Origin of the sequence: Leclercia sp. 29361, from assembly GCF_011290365.1 — a bacterium.
Lineage (GTDB): Bacteria > Pseudomonadota > Gammaproteobacteria > Enterobacterales > Enterobacteriaceae > Enterobacter > Enterobacter tamurae.
Genome location: NZ_CP049786.1, coordinates 4,649,546 through 4,665,984 on the forward strand (window position 1 = coordinate 4,649,546; position 16,439 = coordinate 4,665,984).

Sequence of the window (16,439 nt, forward strand, 5' to 3'; positions counted from 1 at the left end):
AACTTATCCTTGTTTCTTCATCGTACTATTTTCCCCGCCACCCAGCGCCAGCCAGAGTTTCATCCTGGAATACAGATAGTTATATTGAATTTGTACCAGCGTGTTCTCGCTGTTCAGTAATGCATTCTGTGCATCAAGCAGCGTCTGATACGCCACGGAACCATGACGATACTGGCTTTCCACCAGCGCCAGACGTTGCTTGCTCAACGCCAGATCCTGCCATTGCCGCAACTTTTCCTGCTGCCAGGTCAGGCGCTGTGACATCGCGTTGTCGATGTCCTGCAGTGCACTGTAAGAAGCACTTTTGAACTGAATCGCCGCAGTTTGTACATCCAGACCAGACTTTTCGATGTTCATCTGCACCTGATTCCACTGAATAAAAGGCAGATCGAGTGCAGAACCGAGCGTTCTGGCCGGATTGCTGAACCACTGCTGGAATATTGCGGCTCCCGCATTCAGGGACGCATTCAGCGTCAGGGACGGATAAAAACTCAGTCGCGCAACATCAGAACCCGCCAGCGCAGCACGCAGTCTCATTTCAGCCGACTGCACATCCGGCCTTTTAGCGATAACCTCCAGCGGCAAACGCTGCGCCACTGGCACGCTTTGTTGAAGCTCCAGCGCCTGCCGCTCCGCAGGATATTGCCCTGGGGGGCGGCTGAGTAAAATTGCCAGCGCATTACGCGTCTCATCACGCTGTTGAGATAAATCACGAAGGCTATTTTCACGGCTCAACACCGTCTGCTGCGCCTGCAAATAATCAAGCTGACCCAGGTCGCCCGCCTTCCAGCGGGAGGTCACCGCGACCAGGGTTTCCCTGGCAATAGCCACACTTTGCTGAAGATTACCGATCTGTTGATTCAGGCTTGCTATCTGCCAGTACAGTTGCGCAGTGGTGCCAATAAGCGTTAATGCAGTAGCGTGTAAATCCTGTTCGGATGCTTTTGCCAGCCACTCGGACTGCTCACGCGTGCGGGCCAGTTTTCCCCACAGATCCAGCTCATAAGAGGCCGAAAGTGAGCTATCGTAGCTTTCCGTTGGGGTTGTGGCGTGATCCAGATTTTTGCTGTTGCGGGCCGCGCCACTGACAGCAAAATCAGGCGTCAGATTAAGGTTGGATAACCCCGCAGTCAGCCGCGCCTGGCGCAATTTTATGCCTGCCAGCGCCAAATCGTTATTGCTTTGCAAGGTGGCTACGATCAGCCGCGACATCTGCGGGTCGCCAAAATTATCCCACCAGTGCGGAGAAAATTGCGCAACGCCCTCGCCAGTATCCGGTACCCGCCAGCCGTCTGATATCGACAGCAACGGCTGTTGATAGTCACTTTTCAGCGCCTGACCACAGCCGGTCAAAATGAGTGCCATCGCCACCAGTGAAAGTACATGTCGTTTTTTCATTCGCGAGCCAGTGCCTCTGTCGGATGCAGACGTGCAGCATTGCGCGCCGGGAAAAAACCAAATCCGAGGCCGATCAACGCGGAGAACCCGCAGGCCAGAAGGATGGGTGGCCAGGTGAAAATCATGGTGAATTCCTGGGTAACCTGAGAAAAAATCAGCCCCGCGACACCGGATCCAATAATGCCGATCACGCCGCCAAGCGTACAAATCACCATCGCCTCAATCAGAAACTGACGCATTATGTCTGCAGGCCGGGCACCGACCGAGAGGCGAATACCAATCTCATGCGTCCTTTCCGTCACCGACACCAGCATAATGTTCATCACGCCCACGCCGCCCACCAGCAGCGAAATACCTGCAATCGCGGTGATCAGCAGCGTCATGGATTCCGACGCCTTGCGGATCGTCTTCGTCAGTTGATCGTTGGTCATTGTGAAGAAATCTCGCTTGCCGTGTACTGAGTCCAGCAGTTGCTCGACGTTCCGCTGTGCGAGCTCTATCGGATAGTCTTCAGCGATGCGCAAGGTGATGGACTGCAACGGCATATCACCCGACATACGCTCCAGCATTGAGGTGTAGGGGATCCATGCACCGGGCTGCTCACCGATATGCTTCGGCCCCTTTTTAGCCGCAACACCGATAACCCGGTAAGGAACGCCGGAAAGTTGAATAATTTCGCCCACGGACGCCTTTCCATCAGGAAACAGCGTGCTGCTGACGTTCGGATCGATGATGATCACCGGCTCACGTTCGTCCAGATCGCGGGAGGAAAACGAATTTCCACTTATGAAATTCAGCCCCTGCACGCGAAAGAATCCGTTGCTGACACCGGACAGGGAGACAAGAACCTGCTTCCCTCCCTCAACCACCACTACCCTTTTACTTACCACCGGCGAAAGGCTGTCGATGTACGCCTGCTTGCTAAGCAGATCCACATCATCCAGAGTCAGCGAACGCTCAAAATCCGGACGAGGTTTATCCCAACCCTGGCCAGGCCGAATTTCGATGGTGCTGGTGCCGAGCTGACTTATCTGGCTGAGAATGCTTTGCCGCGCCCCCTCGCCCACGGCCATGGAAGACACCACGGAAGAGATGCCGATAATGATGCCGAGCATAGAAAGAAAGGCGCGGACCCTGTGTCCAAGTAAAGAGCGCCACGCCATGCGCACCGCTTCTTTTATACTCTCCCCGACAGGCGTTCGCCCGGTGGCGGCAATCGCCGGTAATCCCTGAGATTTCACCTGGGTCATGACGGAATTAATGTGGTCAGCGACAATCTTGCCGTCGTGGATTTCGACAATCCGCTGGCACTGTTCGGCGATACTGCGGTCATGGGTCACGATGATCAGCGTGTGTCCGGCCTGATGCAGGCCATGCAAAATGGTCATCAGCTCCTGGCCGCTCGTACTGTCGAGCGCGCCAGTCGGCTCATCCGCCAGAATCACCGACGCGCCGTTCATCAGGGCGCGAGCAATACTGACGCGCTGCTGCTGTCCGCCGGAGAGCTGAGCAGGCCGGTAATGCATACGTTCACCGAGACCCAAACGGGTCAGCAGGTATTCCGCGCGCGCTTGCCGAGCAGCGGCGGGCATGTCGGTATACAGCGCAGGAATAGTGACGTTTTCACTTGCCGTCAGATAGGGCATCAGATGATATCGCTGAAAGATAAAACCCAGATACTGACTGCGCAGCTGCGCCAGTTGCTCGCTGCTCGCCACCTGCGCAGGGATACCCATGATGCGCATTTCGCCTTCCGACGGTTGATCCAGACAGCCGAGAATATTCATCAAGGTGGATTTACCGGAACCCGATGCGCCGATGATGGCCACCATTTCACCGGCATCCACGCGCAGGGAGATATCGTTCAGCACGGTGACCGCCGCGTTGCCCGAACCAAAATGGCGTGAGATATGTGAAAGTTCAATGACCGGGGAATTAGCCATTTGCCGTCCCTGCCTCATTTTGCACGATCGCCACATGCTCACCTTCGCTGAGGCCTTCCTTCACTTCAACAAACTGACGATCGTTGATGCCTACCTGGATCAACCGCTTCTCGATCGCATCACCTTTTATGACCTGCACATAATAGCTATCGCGCCCTTGCGGCTGGCCAAGCGCCATCATCGGCAGACGCAGCACATTTTTTGCCTGCTCGGTGACAATAAAGACCTGCGCCGTCATTGACGTGCGCAGTAAATGCTCCGGGTTGGGCACGCTGAAAACACCGTTGTAATAGACGGCAGAAGATTGCTGCGACTGAGCACGCGTGTTGTCGTCCTGCAGAGCCTCGTTCGGCGCATCCTGCAGGATACCCATTACGCTTTGGTAGCGACGTTTAGGATCGGCGACAACGTAAAACCACAGCGGCTGGCCGGGACGTACTTTCAGAATGTCCGTTTCTGAAATTCGCGTTTGCACGGTCATCGTATCGACATTCGCCAGAACCAGAATGGTCGGGGCAGTCTGTGAGGAGACGACGGTTTGCCCCTCTTTGGTCACGATGCCCAGAACCTGCCCGTCCACGGGCGCCAGGATCCGCGTATAGCCGAGATTGGCTTTTGCCGTTTCCAGCGCCATCTGCGCCTGTATGATCTGTGACTGGTTAACCTTAATCTGCGCTTTCTGGGTATCGACCTTGGTTTGCGCATCCTCGAGATTACTCTTTGTACCCGAACCGTCGCGATCCATCCGCAACTGGCGTTTCAGCTCAAGTTGATACTGGATAAGCGTGAATTGTGCGGCCTCTTTTTGCGCGACCGCGCTGACCAGCGCGGCTTCAGATTTCCGCAGTTCACTCTCTTGTAGGGTCGGGTCGATTTCGGCCAGTAACTGACCTTTGGTGACACGATCGCCAGCGTTAACATACAGTTTTTTTAACTGACCGTTGACCTGCGCCCCGACATTCACTTGCACAGAAGGTTTGAGGATCCCGGTTGCCAGTACGGTCTTTTCAATATCGCCACGCTCAATCACCACGGACGCCTGAGGGGCAGCGGTACTGGACACCCTGACGTACAGAGCTACTGCGCCAGCAACCAGCAGGATAAGCACCAGCGTCGCCAGTGCATAGAATCCCTTGCGGTGGCGGGTGACCATCAGGAGTATCCGCTTGATTGAGTCGTTCACGCCGGTACTCCGTCAGGCACGATAGCGGAGATAAACTCCTCCTGCGCCGCGTGTACACGGCCATTTTTCATTGTGAAAACACGGTCAAACAGGGGGAGCGCAGTTTCACTGTGCGTAACAGTGATCAGCGTTTTTCCGTATTCATGGCAATGGTCAATCAGGGTTCGCATCACCTGCTGCGCAGTCTGTTCATCCAGATTCGCGGTCGGCTCATCCAGCACCATCACCGGGCAATCGCTATACATCGCACGCGCCAGCATCAGGCGCTGACGCTGACCCAGGGACAGCGCGGGATGGCTTTCGCGGATCAACGCATTTTGTTTCCCTGGCAGACGGTCAATCACCTCCGTCAAATTCAGCCCGTGCAGTGATTTATCGATGCGCAGCTGCTTTTTCGCATCGTACTCACGATCGAACAACGAGATGTTTTGCAGCACGCTGGCGTTAAATAAGATGTCCTCCTGACTTTGCAGGAAGAACAGTTTCTGCGCCTGACGGCTGGTGACGGGATGTCCATCCACACGGATTTCGCCTGCCTGAGGTTCGATCATCCCGGTGATGACTTTCAGTAACGTACTCTTCCCCGCGCCAGACTCACCGACAATAGCCAGTGTTTCCCCCCGGTGAAGCATCACTGACACCTGGTCGAGAACCGGTTTACCGGGATCGTAAGCAAACTGCAGGGCACGGTAGTTGAGCTGCTGACTAAAGTGCACGGGCTGCAGTACGGGGTCGTGACTCTCTTCTTTAACCGGCGGGAACAGATCGGCCGCGCGCGTATCGATCACGTGCAGCTGATTTTTGCGCAGTACCGAAAAGAAAATTTGTGTGATGTAAGCCGTGAAAATCTGGCGTACGAAGCTATAGGCAAAGAACTCGCCCAGTGAGATGAGGTTTTCTTTCAGCAGTGGCAACGCCAGCAGCATGAAGAAGACCATCTCAAGACTGCCGATTAACTGATACAGACTGCTCTTAACCTGCTCATACACTTTCTGTCTCTGGCGGCAGTCAAACAGGGATAACGCATACTGAGCAAAGACGGTTTGACGATAGCTGTGTAATCCGGCGGATTTCAGCGTGGCGAAACCCTGAATGGTTTCCAGTAAAAAGTCGCTTTGCTCGGCGCTTTTCACCTGGATTTGCTGGGTGTAATAGCGGTCACGGAAAATCGCCCATACGCTGACTAACCCCATCAATGTCACACCAATGGCGGAAATGCCTGCAAGCAACGGACTGATGTAACACATCACCGCCAGCGCAATCACGCCAACCACCCAATCCACGCGCAGGCCATTATCCAGCTCAATTTTTTGGGCTGCCGCTAGTTGCCAGTTCGAGAAGCGACTGTAGATCTCACCGGGACTGCGCTTTTCGAAGTAAGACAGTGAGTTAGTCAGAAGTCGAGCAAAACCACTTACGCTTTGCATGACCACAAAACGTTTGATAACGCGTTCGGTTACGCTGCGGACAATGAAGGCCAGCAGCGTCGAGACGACGAATGCCAGCAGATAATAAAAATACGGAAAGTCTATTTTACCGGCGGAAGAAAAAACGTTGTTAATCGCAGAACTGACCATCACCGGCATAATGAATAAGGTCAGCGAGACCAGAAATGCCAGCATCATTAACCGGTAAATGCCGGGAATGTCTGCCGTCTGCTTCAGGCTCATGCACTCCAGCGCGCGAAAACGCCGCGTACGTTTATCTTTCTCAACGGAGGGAGTAGCGATCCCGGCTTCCCTGTCGAGCACCAGCGCATAACCGCTGATTTCAGATTTCAGCGCGGCAACAGGTAATAGCTGTTCGCCAATAGCTGGATTCATCACACACACGTAGCTCCCCTGGCGATAGGCCAGCAGAACATAATGGCTCGCACCGTAGTGCAGAATGGCGGGTAAAGGGATTTCGGCGAGTTCATGCAGATCGAAAGCCACCGGACAGGCAGGGATCGCCAGTTCAGAGAGGATGTCGCACATGGTGGAGAGCGCGGTACCGTGGGCAGATGCCGGGAAACTTTCGCGTAGCGTTTCAAGAGGGGCATTGATGCCCTGGGTTTCCGCCAGCATAGAAATACAGGCCAGCGCACATTCGTTGGTTTCTGCCTGATAAACCATTTTAGGAATAATATTGTCCATAATCGACATCTCAGAACGCCCTGTTCTCTTTAGTAAAATCTCAGCACTGCTTTTTATTCATATTCAATCATTAATGAAAAACAGCGAGTGTGAATGCCATAGCATCCAGTCAGTTGAATGATCACGAATGCTTTGTTCGATAATGCGCGGCATTTCATCTTTTAATTTTTTAGCCGAAACAGGCTCATGAATATAAATCTTCAAACCTTTATCATAATAAAGATGGTAAAAGACCACCTTGGCTGACATTATTCTCGCCAGACGGATAATACCGCTGTGTAAACTGGCTGCGCGATCAAATAGCTGACAGCTTAATTTCTCCGCTTTATCTTTGCTGGCAAACTGCGTAAAGTCCGGGGTAATATCCGGAAATAAAATAATATTCCGCTGGTTATCCGCCGCGTCCATTACCGAAGCCATCAGGTTTCCGGCGATGTTCTTGTTGCCTTCATGAATTGAACAATAGGTGATATCCAGACCACCCAACTGCCGTTCGGCCGCCGAATGGGCGTCGGCACTGCGTGACGTAATAACCGTTGCTTTCCCCGGGAAAGCCGAAGCACCGACCATCGTGCTCAGAATGTCCGAAACCATGTGCAGCGGCGCGAGGATCACTGGCTGGCCTGCACGTTGCAGGGGTTCGACGATAGCATTGAGCTGTGCAGAACAGTCGGCAAGCTCTTGCAATGCCTGTTGATTCTGCCCGTACGTCACCGCCTGCACCAGCAGCTGCCGTCGCTGAGTCAGCCAGATGTAGTCAAATTTCTTGTTATCATTCAGCAGGGAGTGTCGGTTAGACTGCGCAACGATAGCCCGCAATTTCAGATCGCGTGATGTTAGCCCCAGAAAACGGCTGACATGTGAGAAGGCAAAAACGACGCGATAATGCAGGTGCCGGAATAATAAACAATGTCCCCTGTAGGCAATTACCTTAAGTTTATACAAAAACCACTGACATCTGACAGTGAGGTTTTTCCAAAACATTGCACACCACAGGGCGAAGAATTTCATTATTCCTCCGGAGCCTGTTGTGTTTCTAGCATTGAAATTAATTTGTCGGAGAATGACGGAAAGTCCGTATCCTGAAGCGCAACCCATTTCTTCGCCACAATGTATGCCGGAGTGGCATTAACATTATAATATTTGGTAACGCGAGTCATATAATCAAGAAGGTTCTTAACCTTCTCTGATTGGCTCACTTTGTTATATTCATCGACATCGATTTTATTACCTGCCAGCCACGCAGTGCGTTTTTCCGGATCGCCTAAATCAATCTTTTTCTTGATAACCGCATCATAAGCGCTTTGGCGATACGTCTCTTCAATACCCATTACCTGCAAGGTGGCAAAGACCGGTGCAAAGCGCGCTAACCCATTTTGGGTATCGAGGCTGTAATGAAGGCGTACCAGCTTCGTGCCCGCTGGCATACGTTTTTCCAGCGCATCCACATTCTTTTCATTGCGTTCGCAAAAATGGCAACCATAAGAGAAGATTTCAATAATATCCTCCCCGGCGCCGATCGGGCTCGCGTCGACCTCTTTCGCTGACAGTGACACCAGTGATTTCTGACCGGAATCATTTTTTTGATTTAATACAAAGTTTTGAAACCAGGCAGTGGTGATCAGTGCTGAAATAACCGCGACAAAAACAGTATAAATCAGAATGGGAAGGATTCTTTTTTTCATAGGAAGTTTTTCGCTCTGAAAACAATATTACGATTCACTCACTGAAATGAGTAAACAGGCGTTGCACAACGATACAACGCCCTGACAGAATAAATGTGACTTACTCTGCCTTAATTAAAAACGGATACTTCTTAGTTTGCATTACCGCAATCAGCCAGCACAGCCGGGGTATAGGTCTTAGACTCGACGCCATTTTTATCAGTACAGGTTTTAACGGCGAAGCAAGCAGTCTGATTGTTTACTAAAGCGGAGGTGTAGGTATCAACACAAGTTTGAGAAGTACCGCCAACGATTGAACGTGCTTCTGTCATGGTCATCTTTTTCATCTTAGATATCCTTATTTATAATGAATTTTTTAACATAATATCCACTGGCATATTTCCAATGTTATGTCACTATAGAGAGGGTTTTAGCAACACATCCCTGCATACCGTAACAATAACCCAGGCGAAAAACGCTCAGGCTGTTATTATCGGATCCGTCGCATTGTAACGATGGTTTTTTTAGAGAGCAATACATACAAAAAAGGCAGGTTAATTTACACATGCCAACACAATGGATATATTGCAGGATATTTCTTAGAAAAATATAAGATATTAATCAACGCCCTGAATATTACCTTATCCTTCACTCAATTTACGCATTAATATATCAGGATTATTCTTACGAAAATCCCGGATAACAGGTTTGCGTAATAGCATTTTTTTTTAATAAAATGAGAAGAAATACTTGCGAAGAGGCGGAGCATGGTTAACGTCGATGACTCACATGTGAGTTCTCTTTACGCACAGAAGTGAAAGCCTGTTGCACCGATGAGCACAAGCCGATCATTCGACAATACATAAAATCGCTGCTAAACGAATGCTCTGAATTTTATTCTCACTCGGTTACGTATCATTCTCCTTTTTTTGCCACGAAATCATAATGATGTTGGCAGTTCATGTGATTTTGCTCTGACGTTAAATGTGATCTTCCGCACGTTTCCCTCCGCGGAGACCGAAGCGAGTGTCTACGCTTATAGAGACCGGGAAACACCCTTATTAGAGATAACGCTAACCGGAGGTCCTGACCACCATGTTCAACCAGAATATACGCACTGTAGAGACCGTAGAGTTCGATATAGAACAAGAACTTCTCTACGAAATCGATCCCTGTGAGTTAAAACTGGATGAAATGCTCGAGGCGGAGCCGGAACCTGAAATGATTGAAGGGCTGCCCGCATCCGATGCGCTCACCCCTGCCGATCGCTACCTTGAACTCTTTGAGCATGTGCAGTCGACGCGACTGTTTGCTGACAGCAAAACCTTCCCCGACTGCGCACCAAAGATGGATCCGCTGGATATCCTCATCCGCTACCGTAAGGTGAGACGCCATCGGGACTTTGACCTGCGCCAGTTTGTAGAAAATCATTTCTGGCTGCCGGAAGTCCTGTCGAGCGAGTATGTTTCCGATCCATCCCTCTCGCTCAAGGAACATATCGACAACCTGTGGCCGGTGCTGACCCGCGAGCCGCAGGATCACATCCCCTGGTCGTCGCTGCTGGCGCTGCCGCAGGCCTATATTGTGCCCGGCGGGCGATTCAGCGAAACCTACTACTGGGACTCCTACTTCACCATGCTGGGGTTGGCCGAAAGCGGGCGCCACGACATGCTCAAATGCATGGCGGATAACTTTGCATGGATGATTGAACGCTATGGCCATATTCCCAACGGGAACCGCACCTACTATCTGAGCCGCTCTCAACCACCGGTGTTTGCCCTGATGGTTGAGCTGTTTGAAGAGGACGGTGTACGCGGGGCCAAGCGCTATCTGGATCACCTGAAAATGGAGTACGCCTTCTGGATGGACGGCGCGGAGTCGCTACTGCTTAATCAGGCCTACCGCAGCGCAGTGCGTATGCCGGATGGCTCGCTGCTCAACCGTTACTGGGATGATCGCGACACGCCGCGGGATGAGTCCTGGATAGAGGACGTCGAAACCGCTCGTCACTCCGGTCGTCCGCCCAACGAGGTCTATCGCGATCTGCGCGCCGGAGCCGCCTCCGGCTGGGACTACTCCTCCCGCTGGCTACGGGATCCGAGCCGGCTGGCGAGTATTCGCACCACTCAGTTTATCCCTATCGATCTCAACGCTTTCCTGTTTAAGCTGGAGAGCGCCATCGCCAATATCTCGGCCTCGAAAGGGGACAAAGAGACAGCAGAGATCTTCCGCCAGAAGGCGAGCGATCGCCGCGCGGCGGTAAACCGCTATTTGTGGGATGACGAAAATGGCTGCTACCGTGATTACGACTGGCGTCGGGAGGAGCTGGCGCTCTTTTCTGCCGCCAGTATCGTGCCGCTTTACGTCGGTATGGCGACCCACGAGCAGGCTGAACGTCTGTCGGATGCGGTTAAAGCCCGCCTGCTGACGCCGGGGGGTATTCTCGCCACCGAGTACGAAACCGGCGAGCAGTGGGACAGACCCAATGGATGGGCGCCATTGCAGTGGATGGCGATCCAGGGGTTCAAGCAATACGGCAACGACTCGCTGGGGGATGAAATTGCCTGGAGCTGGCTGCACACCGTGAATCATTTTTACAAGACGCATTACAAGCTGATTGAAAAATATCACATCGCCAGCAGCCAGCCTCGTGAAGGGGGCGGGGGTGAGTATCCCCTGCAGGATGGGTTTGGCTGGACTAACGGCGTGGTACGACGCCTGATTGGTCTGTACGGGGAGCCGTAGCTCCCCGCTTTATCAGCGGATCACCTCATAAATGGCCGTCTGGATCGACTGCCATTTTTTAGTGCTGTCGTTCGGCTGCGCCTGTGCCCGCCGCTTCGCCTGGTCCATCTCGCGTCGCTGGCGTTCGACTACCGCCGGGACGGTACAAAATGCCTGAAGATACTCCTTACGCAGGCCCGTCAGGGATTGGCCTGCTGACATTGCGTGGCCGAGGTTGGTAATAAACTGCCGACATGGCTTCTCCTGCGTCATTTGCAGACGATAGCGCATCAGTAAATCCAGCACCTCACGATGGTTGACGGCGAGCGCATGCTCCGTCCAGGAGAGCTTCCAGTCCATTCCCGCTTTCAGGAACAGCAATGCCACCCGGGTATCGTTGCGGTCTATCGCCGCGCGGAAGTTATTCTCATCCCAGGTGACCCCCATCCGCGTCAGCGTCTCGCGGGAGGAAGGCGTCTCACGCATCTCTTCCGCCACCGTCTGGACGGGCGCTACGGTGCTGGCCGCCTGGGTCGGGGTGCTGCTTTCAATGAGCAGCCAGGTGCCCATCATCAACATCCCCATCACCATGACCCCCACCACGCCCCACAGCACCACCGAAATCAGGTGATCGCGTTGCTCCGGGGTACGCACAGGCCGACGGTTCGGTTTATCAATGGTGTCGCGCACCTCAAAAATGTCGTCGCCGGTGGCGCTGTTTTTTATCCGGGCGTTCTCCCAGAAGCGATCGAGCTCGTCCAGGTCCTCAGACATCAGTCCCGCCGGGTTGACGGTGGTGCGGCCTTCATTAAATGCGCGCTGCACGGGGCTGGCGATCTGGGCGTAATAGTTGTCCAGGAGCAGGATCTGCGTGGAGGTCAGCGGCTGTTGGGCAATAATTTTATTACGAATCAGCCGGATATCATCCAGGAAGGTCTGGAGCGTTTTGCGCGGCTCCACCATCAGCGTCAGCAGGGTCGGATCGCTGAACAGCGCCGAATAGGAGCGGGAGTACTCTTTTTTATCCACCAGCATCAGGGCCAGCTCGCTGAACATCATCCCGCCGAGGGCGTCGTTACGTTCACCCTGCTGCAGCCAGCCGCGCACCCGATCGGCATTGAACAGCGTTTTCAGATGATTGTTCAGACGCGTCGGATCCGGCCACGCCTGCATAATCAGCCCTTTAATCATCAGCTCGAGCGTGCGCACCTGCTTTTGCGCCTGCTGCTGGCGAAGCTCATCGCTGGGACCCATTTCGGTGCTGTAGGTCAGTAGCGGCTGCTGCAGACGGAGATGTTCAAGCGCCGTCACAAAGCGCGTCGCGGCGATCAGTTGGTTGTCGCTCACCTCCTGCCCGCTCTCATACTGCGGCACCCGCTGCTGTAACAGCCGCAGTTGCAGGGTGAACTGCGACAGCTCGGCATCATTCAGATTGAGCCGCTTAGCCACCCTCGCCCAGCCCCCCAGTGCCAGCCTGGCGGAGTCAAGCTGCTCAAGGAACCAACGGGGATCTTTGCCTTCGGCAACATGCACCTTTAACAGGAGCAGGATCTCCACGGAGGCCTGACGAATAATTCCCAGACAGCGTTCAAACTGCTCGCGGATCAGGTGCGATTTACTGAGGGTCATCATGTTCCTTTAAATGCTGCGCACCCAGGCAGGGGCTGCTGTCGGAGAGTGTTTTTTATTTCAAGTGGTTATACCAGATTAAACATACCCGATAACGGGTACTATTTCAGTGATAATGTTAAAACCATTTACAAAAGTTCCCGGAGATCTGGCATGCCCGTGTTGCACACCCCGCGTTTAACCTGCTCCCCGCTGCAGGACGAAGACTGGCCCTTTTTTCTCTCGCTTCAGCAGCACCCCGACGTGATGCGCTACGTGGCCGAAGCCCGCCCGGAGGCCGCCATCCGCGAGGCTTTTACCGCGCGTCTGCCGGCGTGGACGCCAGGCAGCGACCACTGGCTGTGCCTGGTAGTGCGCGACACCACCAGCCAGATGCCGCTCGGGGTCACCGGGTATATTCATCATGATGATGATTGCGCCGAAGTCGGGTTTTTATTCGCCCCGCAAGCCCAGGGAAAAGGCTACGGCTATGAGTCTTTACAGGCGGTGTGTGATTACGCTTTCGGCCAGGGCGGCATTCGCCGCTTAACCGCCACGGTAACGGCAGGCAATGTGGCCTCGAAACGCCTGCTGGAAAAAGTGGGGTTTGTGCTGGAGGGAGAACTGCGCGAAAGCTACTGGCTGGCAGGCCAGTGGCATAACGACTGGCTGTTTGGGCTGTTAAAAAAAGAGTACCCCTGAGCGTGCCGCGGGGATCCCTCCCCGGCACCGCGCTACAGGAACATACCTCCGGAGACTTCAATCCGCTGCGCATTCATCCAGCCAAGCTCATCGCTGAGCAGAGCTGCAATCGCATCGCCAATGTCGTCCGGCAAGCCGACGCGCCCCAGCGCCGTCTGGGAGGCAATATGCTGATTGATCTCCTTGTTATCACGCACGCGCCCGCCACCAAAGTCGGTTTCAATGGCGCCGGGGGCAATGATATTGGCGGTGATGCCGCGTGCGCCCAGCTCCTTCGCCTGATAGCGAGTGAGCACTTCCATCGCCCCCTTCATCGCCGCGTAAGTGCTGGAACCCGGCTGAGCAAAACGCGCGAGGCCGGAAGAGACATTCAGGATCCGCCCGCCGTTTTTCATCAGCGGTACCAGGCGCTGGGTCAGGAAGAAAGGGCCTTTAAAATGGATGTTCATTACCTCGTCAAATTGCGCTTCGGTGGTATCAACGTAGGGAGCATATAAACCGACGCCCGCGTTGTTCAACAAATAATCGAAGCTGTTGCGTTGCCATACCGCATGCAACTTTTCTTCCATCTGCCTGGCAAACAGTTCGAAGCTGGCAATATCCCCGACGTTTAACTGTAATGCCGCCGCCTTTACCCCTTTTTGCTCAATTTCGCGCACGACATCCAGCGCCTCCTGCTGGCTGCGGTTCCAGGTCAGGAGGATCCCGACACCTTTGTCTGCCAGCTTCAGCGCCGCGTTTTTACCGAGCCCGCGGCTACCGCCAGTCACTAATGCAATACGTTCAGTCATAAGAAACCTCGTTTCGGCTGTGGTGGTGATTGAGAAAGAGCTTATTAGGTGATAGAAAATCAATAAATATGGCTAACAACGCTTCACTGTTTCATAGCTAACAACAATGAGCGCTCCCTATGGATAAAATTCAGGCAATGCAGCTGTTCATTCGCGTCGCGGAACTGGAGAGCTTTTCCCGCGCAGCGGACTCTATGGGCCTTCCTAAAGGTAGCGTATCCCGTCAGATCCAGGCCCTTGAGAACGGGCTGGGCACCCAGCTGCTGCACCGCACCACGCGGCGCGTCAGCCTGACGCAGGACGGGATGGTCTATTACGAGCGGGCCAAAGATCTACTGGCTAACATGGATGAACTGGATGGTCTTTTTTTGCACGATCCCACCAGCGTCAGCGGAAGAATTCGGGTGGATATGCCCACGGGCGTTGCGCGAAATTTAGTCATCCCCCGACTGCCGCTTTTTTTACAGCAGTATCCTGGAATTGAACTGGAGCTGAGCAGCAGCGATCGTCTGGTGGATGTGGTGCGGGAAGGGTTTGACTGTGTGGTGCGCGTCGGCATCCTGAAGGATTCTGGCTTAATCGCCCGTCCGCTCGGCCGGCTGTCGGTGATCAACTGCGCCAGCCCGGATTATCTGTCGCGTTTTGGCTATCCCGACGGGCTGGATGATTTATCTTCCCATGCCGTGGTGCACTACGCGACGCATCTCGGCACCCGGCCACAGGGGTTCGAATATTACGACGGCGAGTCGACCCAATGGATCAAGACCGGCGGGGTACTGACGGTCAACAGCACTGAGACCTACCACGCCTCTGCGCTCGCCGGGCTGGGAATTATTCAGGTCCCACGGGTGGGCGTGCGTGACGCGCTGCGCGCCAAAAAGCTGCTGGAGATCCTGCCCCAGTACCGCGCCCGACCGATGCCGGTATCGCTCATCTATCCCCACCGCCGCAACCTCTCCCGCCGGGTGCATCTGTTTATGGCCTGGCTCACAGATATCATGAAAGCGTACGTTGACTGAGTGCAGGCTATAATTTTAAGGACCTCCCGCTAATTAATAAGGAAAGTGCGCGTGACGCCGGAAAATAGTGAGCAACGCCCCACCCATGATCTGGACTTCGAACCGATTAAAAAACTGGAAAACAGTCCGCCTCCGGCGGCTGAACCTAAAGTCACCTCTATACGTAAAACGGGGAGCCTGCTGGACAAAGCGAAGGACGCCTTCCAGTTGATTCAGCAGCAGCCGGTCATTGCCCACCTGCTGCGTGCCACCGAGCGGTTTAACGATCGGCTGGGCAATCAGTTTGGCGCGGCGATCACCTACTTCTCATTTTTATCGATGATCCCGATCCTGATGCTCTCTTTTGCCGCAGCGGGTTTTTTTCTGGTCTCCAACCCGACGCTGCTCCAGGATATCTTCGATAAAATACTGCAGAACGTCAGCGATCCGACGCTGGCCACTACCCTGAAAAGCACTATCCGTACCGCCGTAGAGCAGCGTACTACCGTGGGGATTGTCGGACTGTTCGTGGCGCTCTACTCCGGGATTAACTGGATGGGTAACCTGCGGGAGGCGATCCGCGCCCAGTCGCGTGACGTCTGGGAGCGTAAGCCCCAGGATGAGGAGAAGATCTGGATGAAATATTTCCGCGACTTCATCTCGCTGATTGGTCTGCTGGTGGCACTGGTTATCACCCTTTCCATTACCTCCGCGGCAGGTTCGGCGCAGCAGATGATCATCTCCGCCCTCTATCTCGACACCATCGAGTGGCTGAAACCGGTCTGGCATCTGGTGGGATTATGTATCTCAATGCTGGCGAACTATCTGCTGTTCTTCTGGATCTTCTGGCGTCTGCCGCGCCACCGGCCACGACGCAAGGCGCTGATCCGCGGTACCTTCATTGCCGCTATCGGGTTTGAGGTAATCAAAATCGTGATGACCTATACCCTGCCGTCGCTGGTCTCCTCGCCGTCCGGGGCGGCATTTGGTTCCGTGCTGGGGCTGATGGCCTTCTTCTACTTCTTCGCCAGACTGACGCTGTTCTGCGCGGCGTGGATCGCCACCGCCGAGTACCCGGATGACCGGAGAATGCCCGGCAAATCACACCGTTAAGCACCCCATCGGGCTGAACAGGAACGCAATATTTCAGCCCGATTCATCATTTCAGCATATAAATCCAGCCTGTAACTTTTATTTAACCAAAAAGCAGTTTTATCCTCTAAGTATTAATTTCTGTGAAGCATTTCATAGATGTGATTTCCCTGGTCTGAAAATTATTCGCTTTTTGCTGGT

General features: G+C 53.8%; 13 protein-coding genes. 4 read left to right on the forward strand and 9 right to left on the reverse strand.

Translation table 11 applies throughout. The annotated features are described in order from the left end of the window. Positions 1-3: 3 nt before the first annotated feature. From G7090_RS22295 to G7090_RS22325, 7 genes are all read right to left on the reverse strand, one after another. On the reverse strand, positions 4-1,398 hold the full coding sequence (locus G7090_RS22295; protein ID WP_166184617.1) for an efflux transporter outer membrane subunit: 1,395 nt from the start codon (positions 1,396-1,398) through the stop codon (positions 4-6). After that, on the reverse strand, positions 1,395-3,341 hold the full coding sequence (locus G7090_RS22300) for an ABC transporter permease (protein WP_166184620.1): 1,947 nt from the start codon (positions 3,339-3,341) through the stop codon (positions 1,395-1,397). The genes G7090_RS22295 and G7090_RS22300 overlap by 4 nt, the downstream gene beginning before the upstream one ends. Continuing rightward, positions 3,334-4,494: an efflux RND transporter periplasmic adaptor subunit gene (locus tag G7090_RS22305; RefSeq protein WP_166185531.1), complete on the reverse strand. Its 1,161-nt coding sequence runs from the start codon at positions 4,492-4,494 to the stop codon at positions 3,334-3,336. Before G7090_RS22305 ends, G7090_RS22300 begins: the two co-directional genes overlap by 8 nt. 26 nt (positions 4,495-4,520) lie before the next feature. Further along, positions 4,521-6,659, reverse strand: a complete 2,139-nt coding sequence (locus tag G7090_RS22310; RefSeq protein ID WP_166184623.1) for a peptidase domain-containing ABC transporter — start codon at positions 6,657-6,659, stop codon at positions 4,521-4,523. 63 nt (positions 6,660-6,722) lie between these two features. Next, positions 6,723-7,670 (reverse strand): ABC transporter, encoded by a 948-nt coding sequence (locus tag G7090_RS22315; RefSeq protein WP_166184626.1) that lies wholly within the window; start codon positions 7,668-7,670, stop codon positions 6,723-6,725. Beyond that, complete coding sequence (locus tag G7090_RS22320; RefSeq protein ID WP_166184629.1) at positions 7,670-8,344, reverse strand: DsbA family protein; 675 nt, start codon at positions 8,342-8,344, stop codon at positions 7,670-7,672. Before G7090_RS22320 ends, G7090_RS22315 begins: the two co-directional genes overlap by 1 nt. Before the next feature lie 131 nt (positions 8,345-8,475). Further along, on the reverse strand, positions 8,476-8,670 hold the full coding sequence (locus G7090_RS22325; protein WP_166184632.1) for a DUF4762 family protein: 195 nt from the start codon (positions 8,668-8,670) through the stop codon (positions 8,476-8,478). A 748-nt stretch (positions 8,671-9,418) separates the two neighbouring features. On the opposite strand from G7090_RS22325, the gene G7090_RS22330 reads away from it, so the two are divergent. Continuing rightward, complete coding sequence (locus G7090_RS22330) at positions 9,419-11,068, forward strand: alpha,alpha-trehalase (RefSeq protein WP_166184635.1); 1,650 nt, start codon at positions 9,419-9,421, stop codon at positions 11,066-11,068. A gap of 12 nt (positions 11,069-11,080) precedes the next feature. Here G7090_RS22330 and G7090_RS22335 read toward each other — a convergent pair whose 3' ends face one another. Continuing rightward, positions 11,081-12,676, reverse strand: a complete 1,596-nt coding sequence (locus tag G7090_RS22335; RefSeq protein WP_166185534.1) for an STY4199 family HEPN domain-containing protein — start codon at positions 12,674-12,676, stop codon at positions 11,081-11,083. Between the two features lie 153 nt (positions 12,677-12,829). On the opposite strand from G7090_RS22335, the gene G7090_RS22340 reads away from it, so the two are divergent. Continuing rightward, positions 12,830-13,357 (forward strand): GNAT family N-acetyltransferase, encoded by a 528-nt coding sequence (locus G7090_RS22340; protein ID WP_166184638.1) that lies wholly within the window; start codon positions 12,830-12,832, stop codon positions 13,355-13,357. A gap of 32 nt (positions 13,358-13,389) precedes the next feature. On the opposite strand, the gene G7090_RS22345 is transcribed toward G7090_RS22340, so the two are convergent. Further along, positions 13,390-14,148: an SDR family NAD(P)-dependent oxidoreductase gene (locus G7090_RS22345; protein ID WP_166184641.1), complete on the reverse strand. Its 759-nt coding sequence runs from the start codon at positions 14,146-14,148 to the stop codon at positions 13,390-13,392. Positions 14,149-14,267: 119 nt separating this feature from the next. On the opposite strand from G7090_RS22345, the gene G7090_RS22350 reads away from it, so the two are divergent. Both G7090_RS22350 and yhjD read left to right on the forward strand, forming a co-directional pair. Then, on the forward strand, positions 14,268-15,167 hold the full coding sequence (locus G7090_RS22350) for a LysR family transcriptional regulator (RefSeq protein WP_166184644.1): 900 nt from the start codon (positions 14,268-14,270) through the stop codon (positions 15,165-15,167). 51 nt (positions 15,168-15,218) lie between these two features. Further along, positions 15,219-16,259, forward strand: coding sequence for an inner membrane protein YhjD (gene yhjD, locus G7090_RS22355; protein ID WP_166184647.1), 1,041 nt, complete (start codon positions 15,219-15,221; stop codon positions 16,257-16,259). Positions 16,260-16,439 lie beyond the last annotated feature (180 nt).

Coding starts and splice junctions, on each gene's coding strand:
- G7090_RS22340 (WP_166184638.1), top strand. CDS start 12,830: ATGCCCGTGTTGCACACCCCGCGTTTAACCTGCTCCCCGCTGCAGGAC.
- G7090_RS22320 (WP_166184629.1), bottom strand. CDS start 8,344: ATGAAAAAAAGAATCCTTCCCATTCTGATTTATACTGTTTTTGTCGCG.
- G7090_RS22305 (WP_166185531.1), bottom strand. CDS start 4,494: ATGGTCACCCGCCACCGCAAGGGATTCTATGCACTGGCGACGCTGGTG.
- G7090_RS22350 (WP_166184644.1), top strand. CDS start 14,268: ATGGATAAAATTCAGGCAATGCAGCTGTTCATTCGCGTCGCGGAACTG.
- G7090_RS22325 (WP_166184632.1), bottom strand. CDS start 8,670: ATGAAAAAGATGACCATGACAGAAGCACGTTCAATCGTTGGCGGTACT.
- G7090_RS22330 (WP_166184635.1), top strand. CDS start 9,419: ATGTTCAACCAGAATATACGCACTGTAGAGACCGTAGAGTTCGATATA.
- G7090_RS22315 (WP_166184626.1), bottom strand. CDS start 7,670: ATGAAATTCTTCGCCCTGTGGTGTGCAATGTTTTGGAAAAACCTCACT.
- G7090_RS22310 (WP_166184623.1), bottom strand. CDS start 6,659: ATGGACAATATTATTCCTAAAATGGTTTATCAGGCAGAAACCAACGAA.
- G7090_RS22295 (WP_166184617.1), bottom strand. CDS start 1,398: ATGAAAAAACGACATGTACTTTCACTGGTGGCGATGGCACTCATTTTG.
- G7090_RS22345 (WP_166184641.1), bottom strand. CDS start 14,148: ATGACTGAACGTATTGCATTAGTGACTGGCGGTAGCCGCGGGCTCGGT.
- G7090_RS22300 (WP_166184620.1), bottom strand. CDS start 3,341: ATGGCTAATTCCCCGGTCATTGAACTTTCACATATCTCACGCCATTTT.
- G7090_RS22335 (WP_166185534.1), bottom strand. CDS start 12,676: ATGACCCTCAGTAAATCGCACCTGATCCGCGAGCAGTTTGAACGCTGT.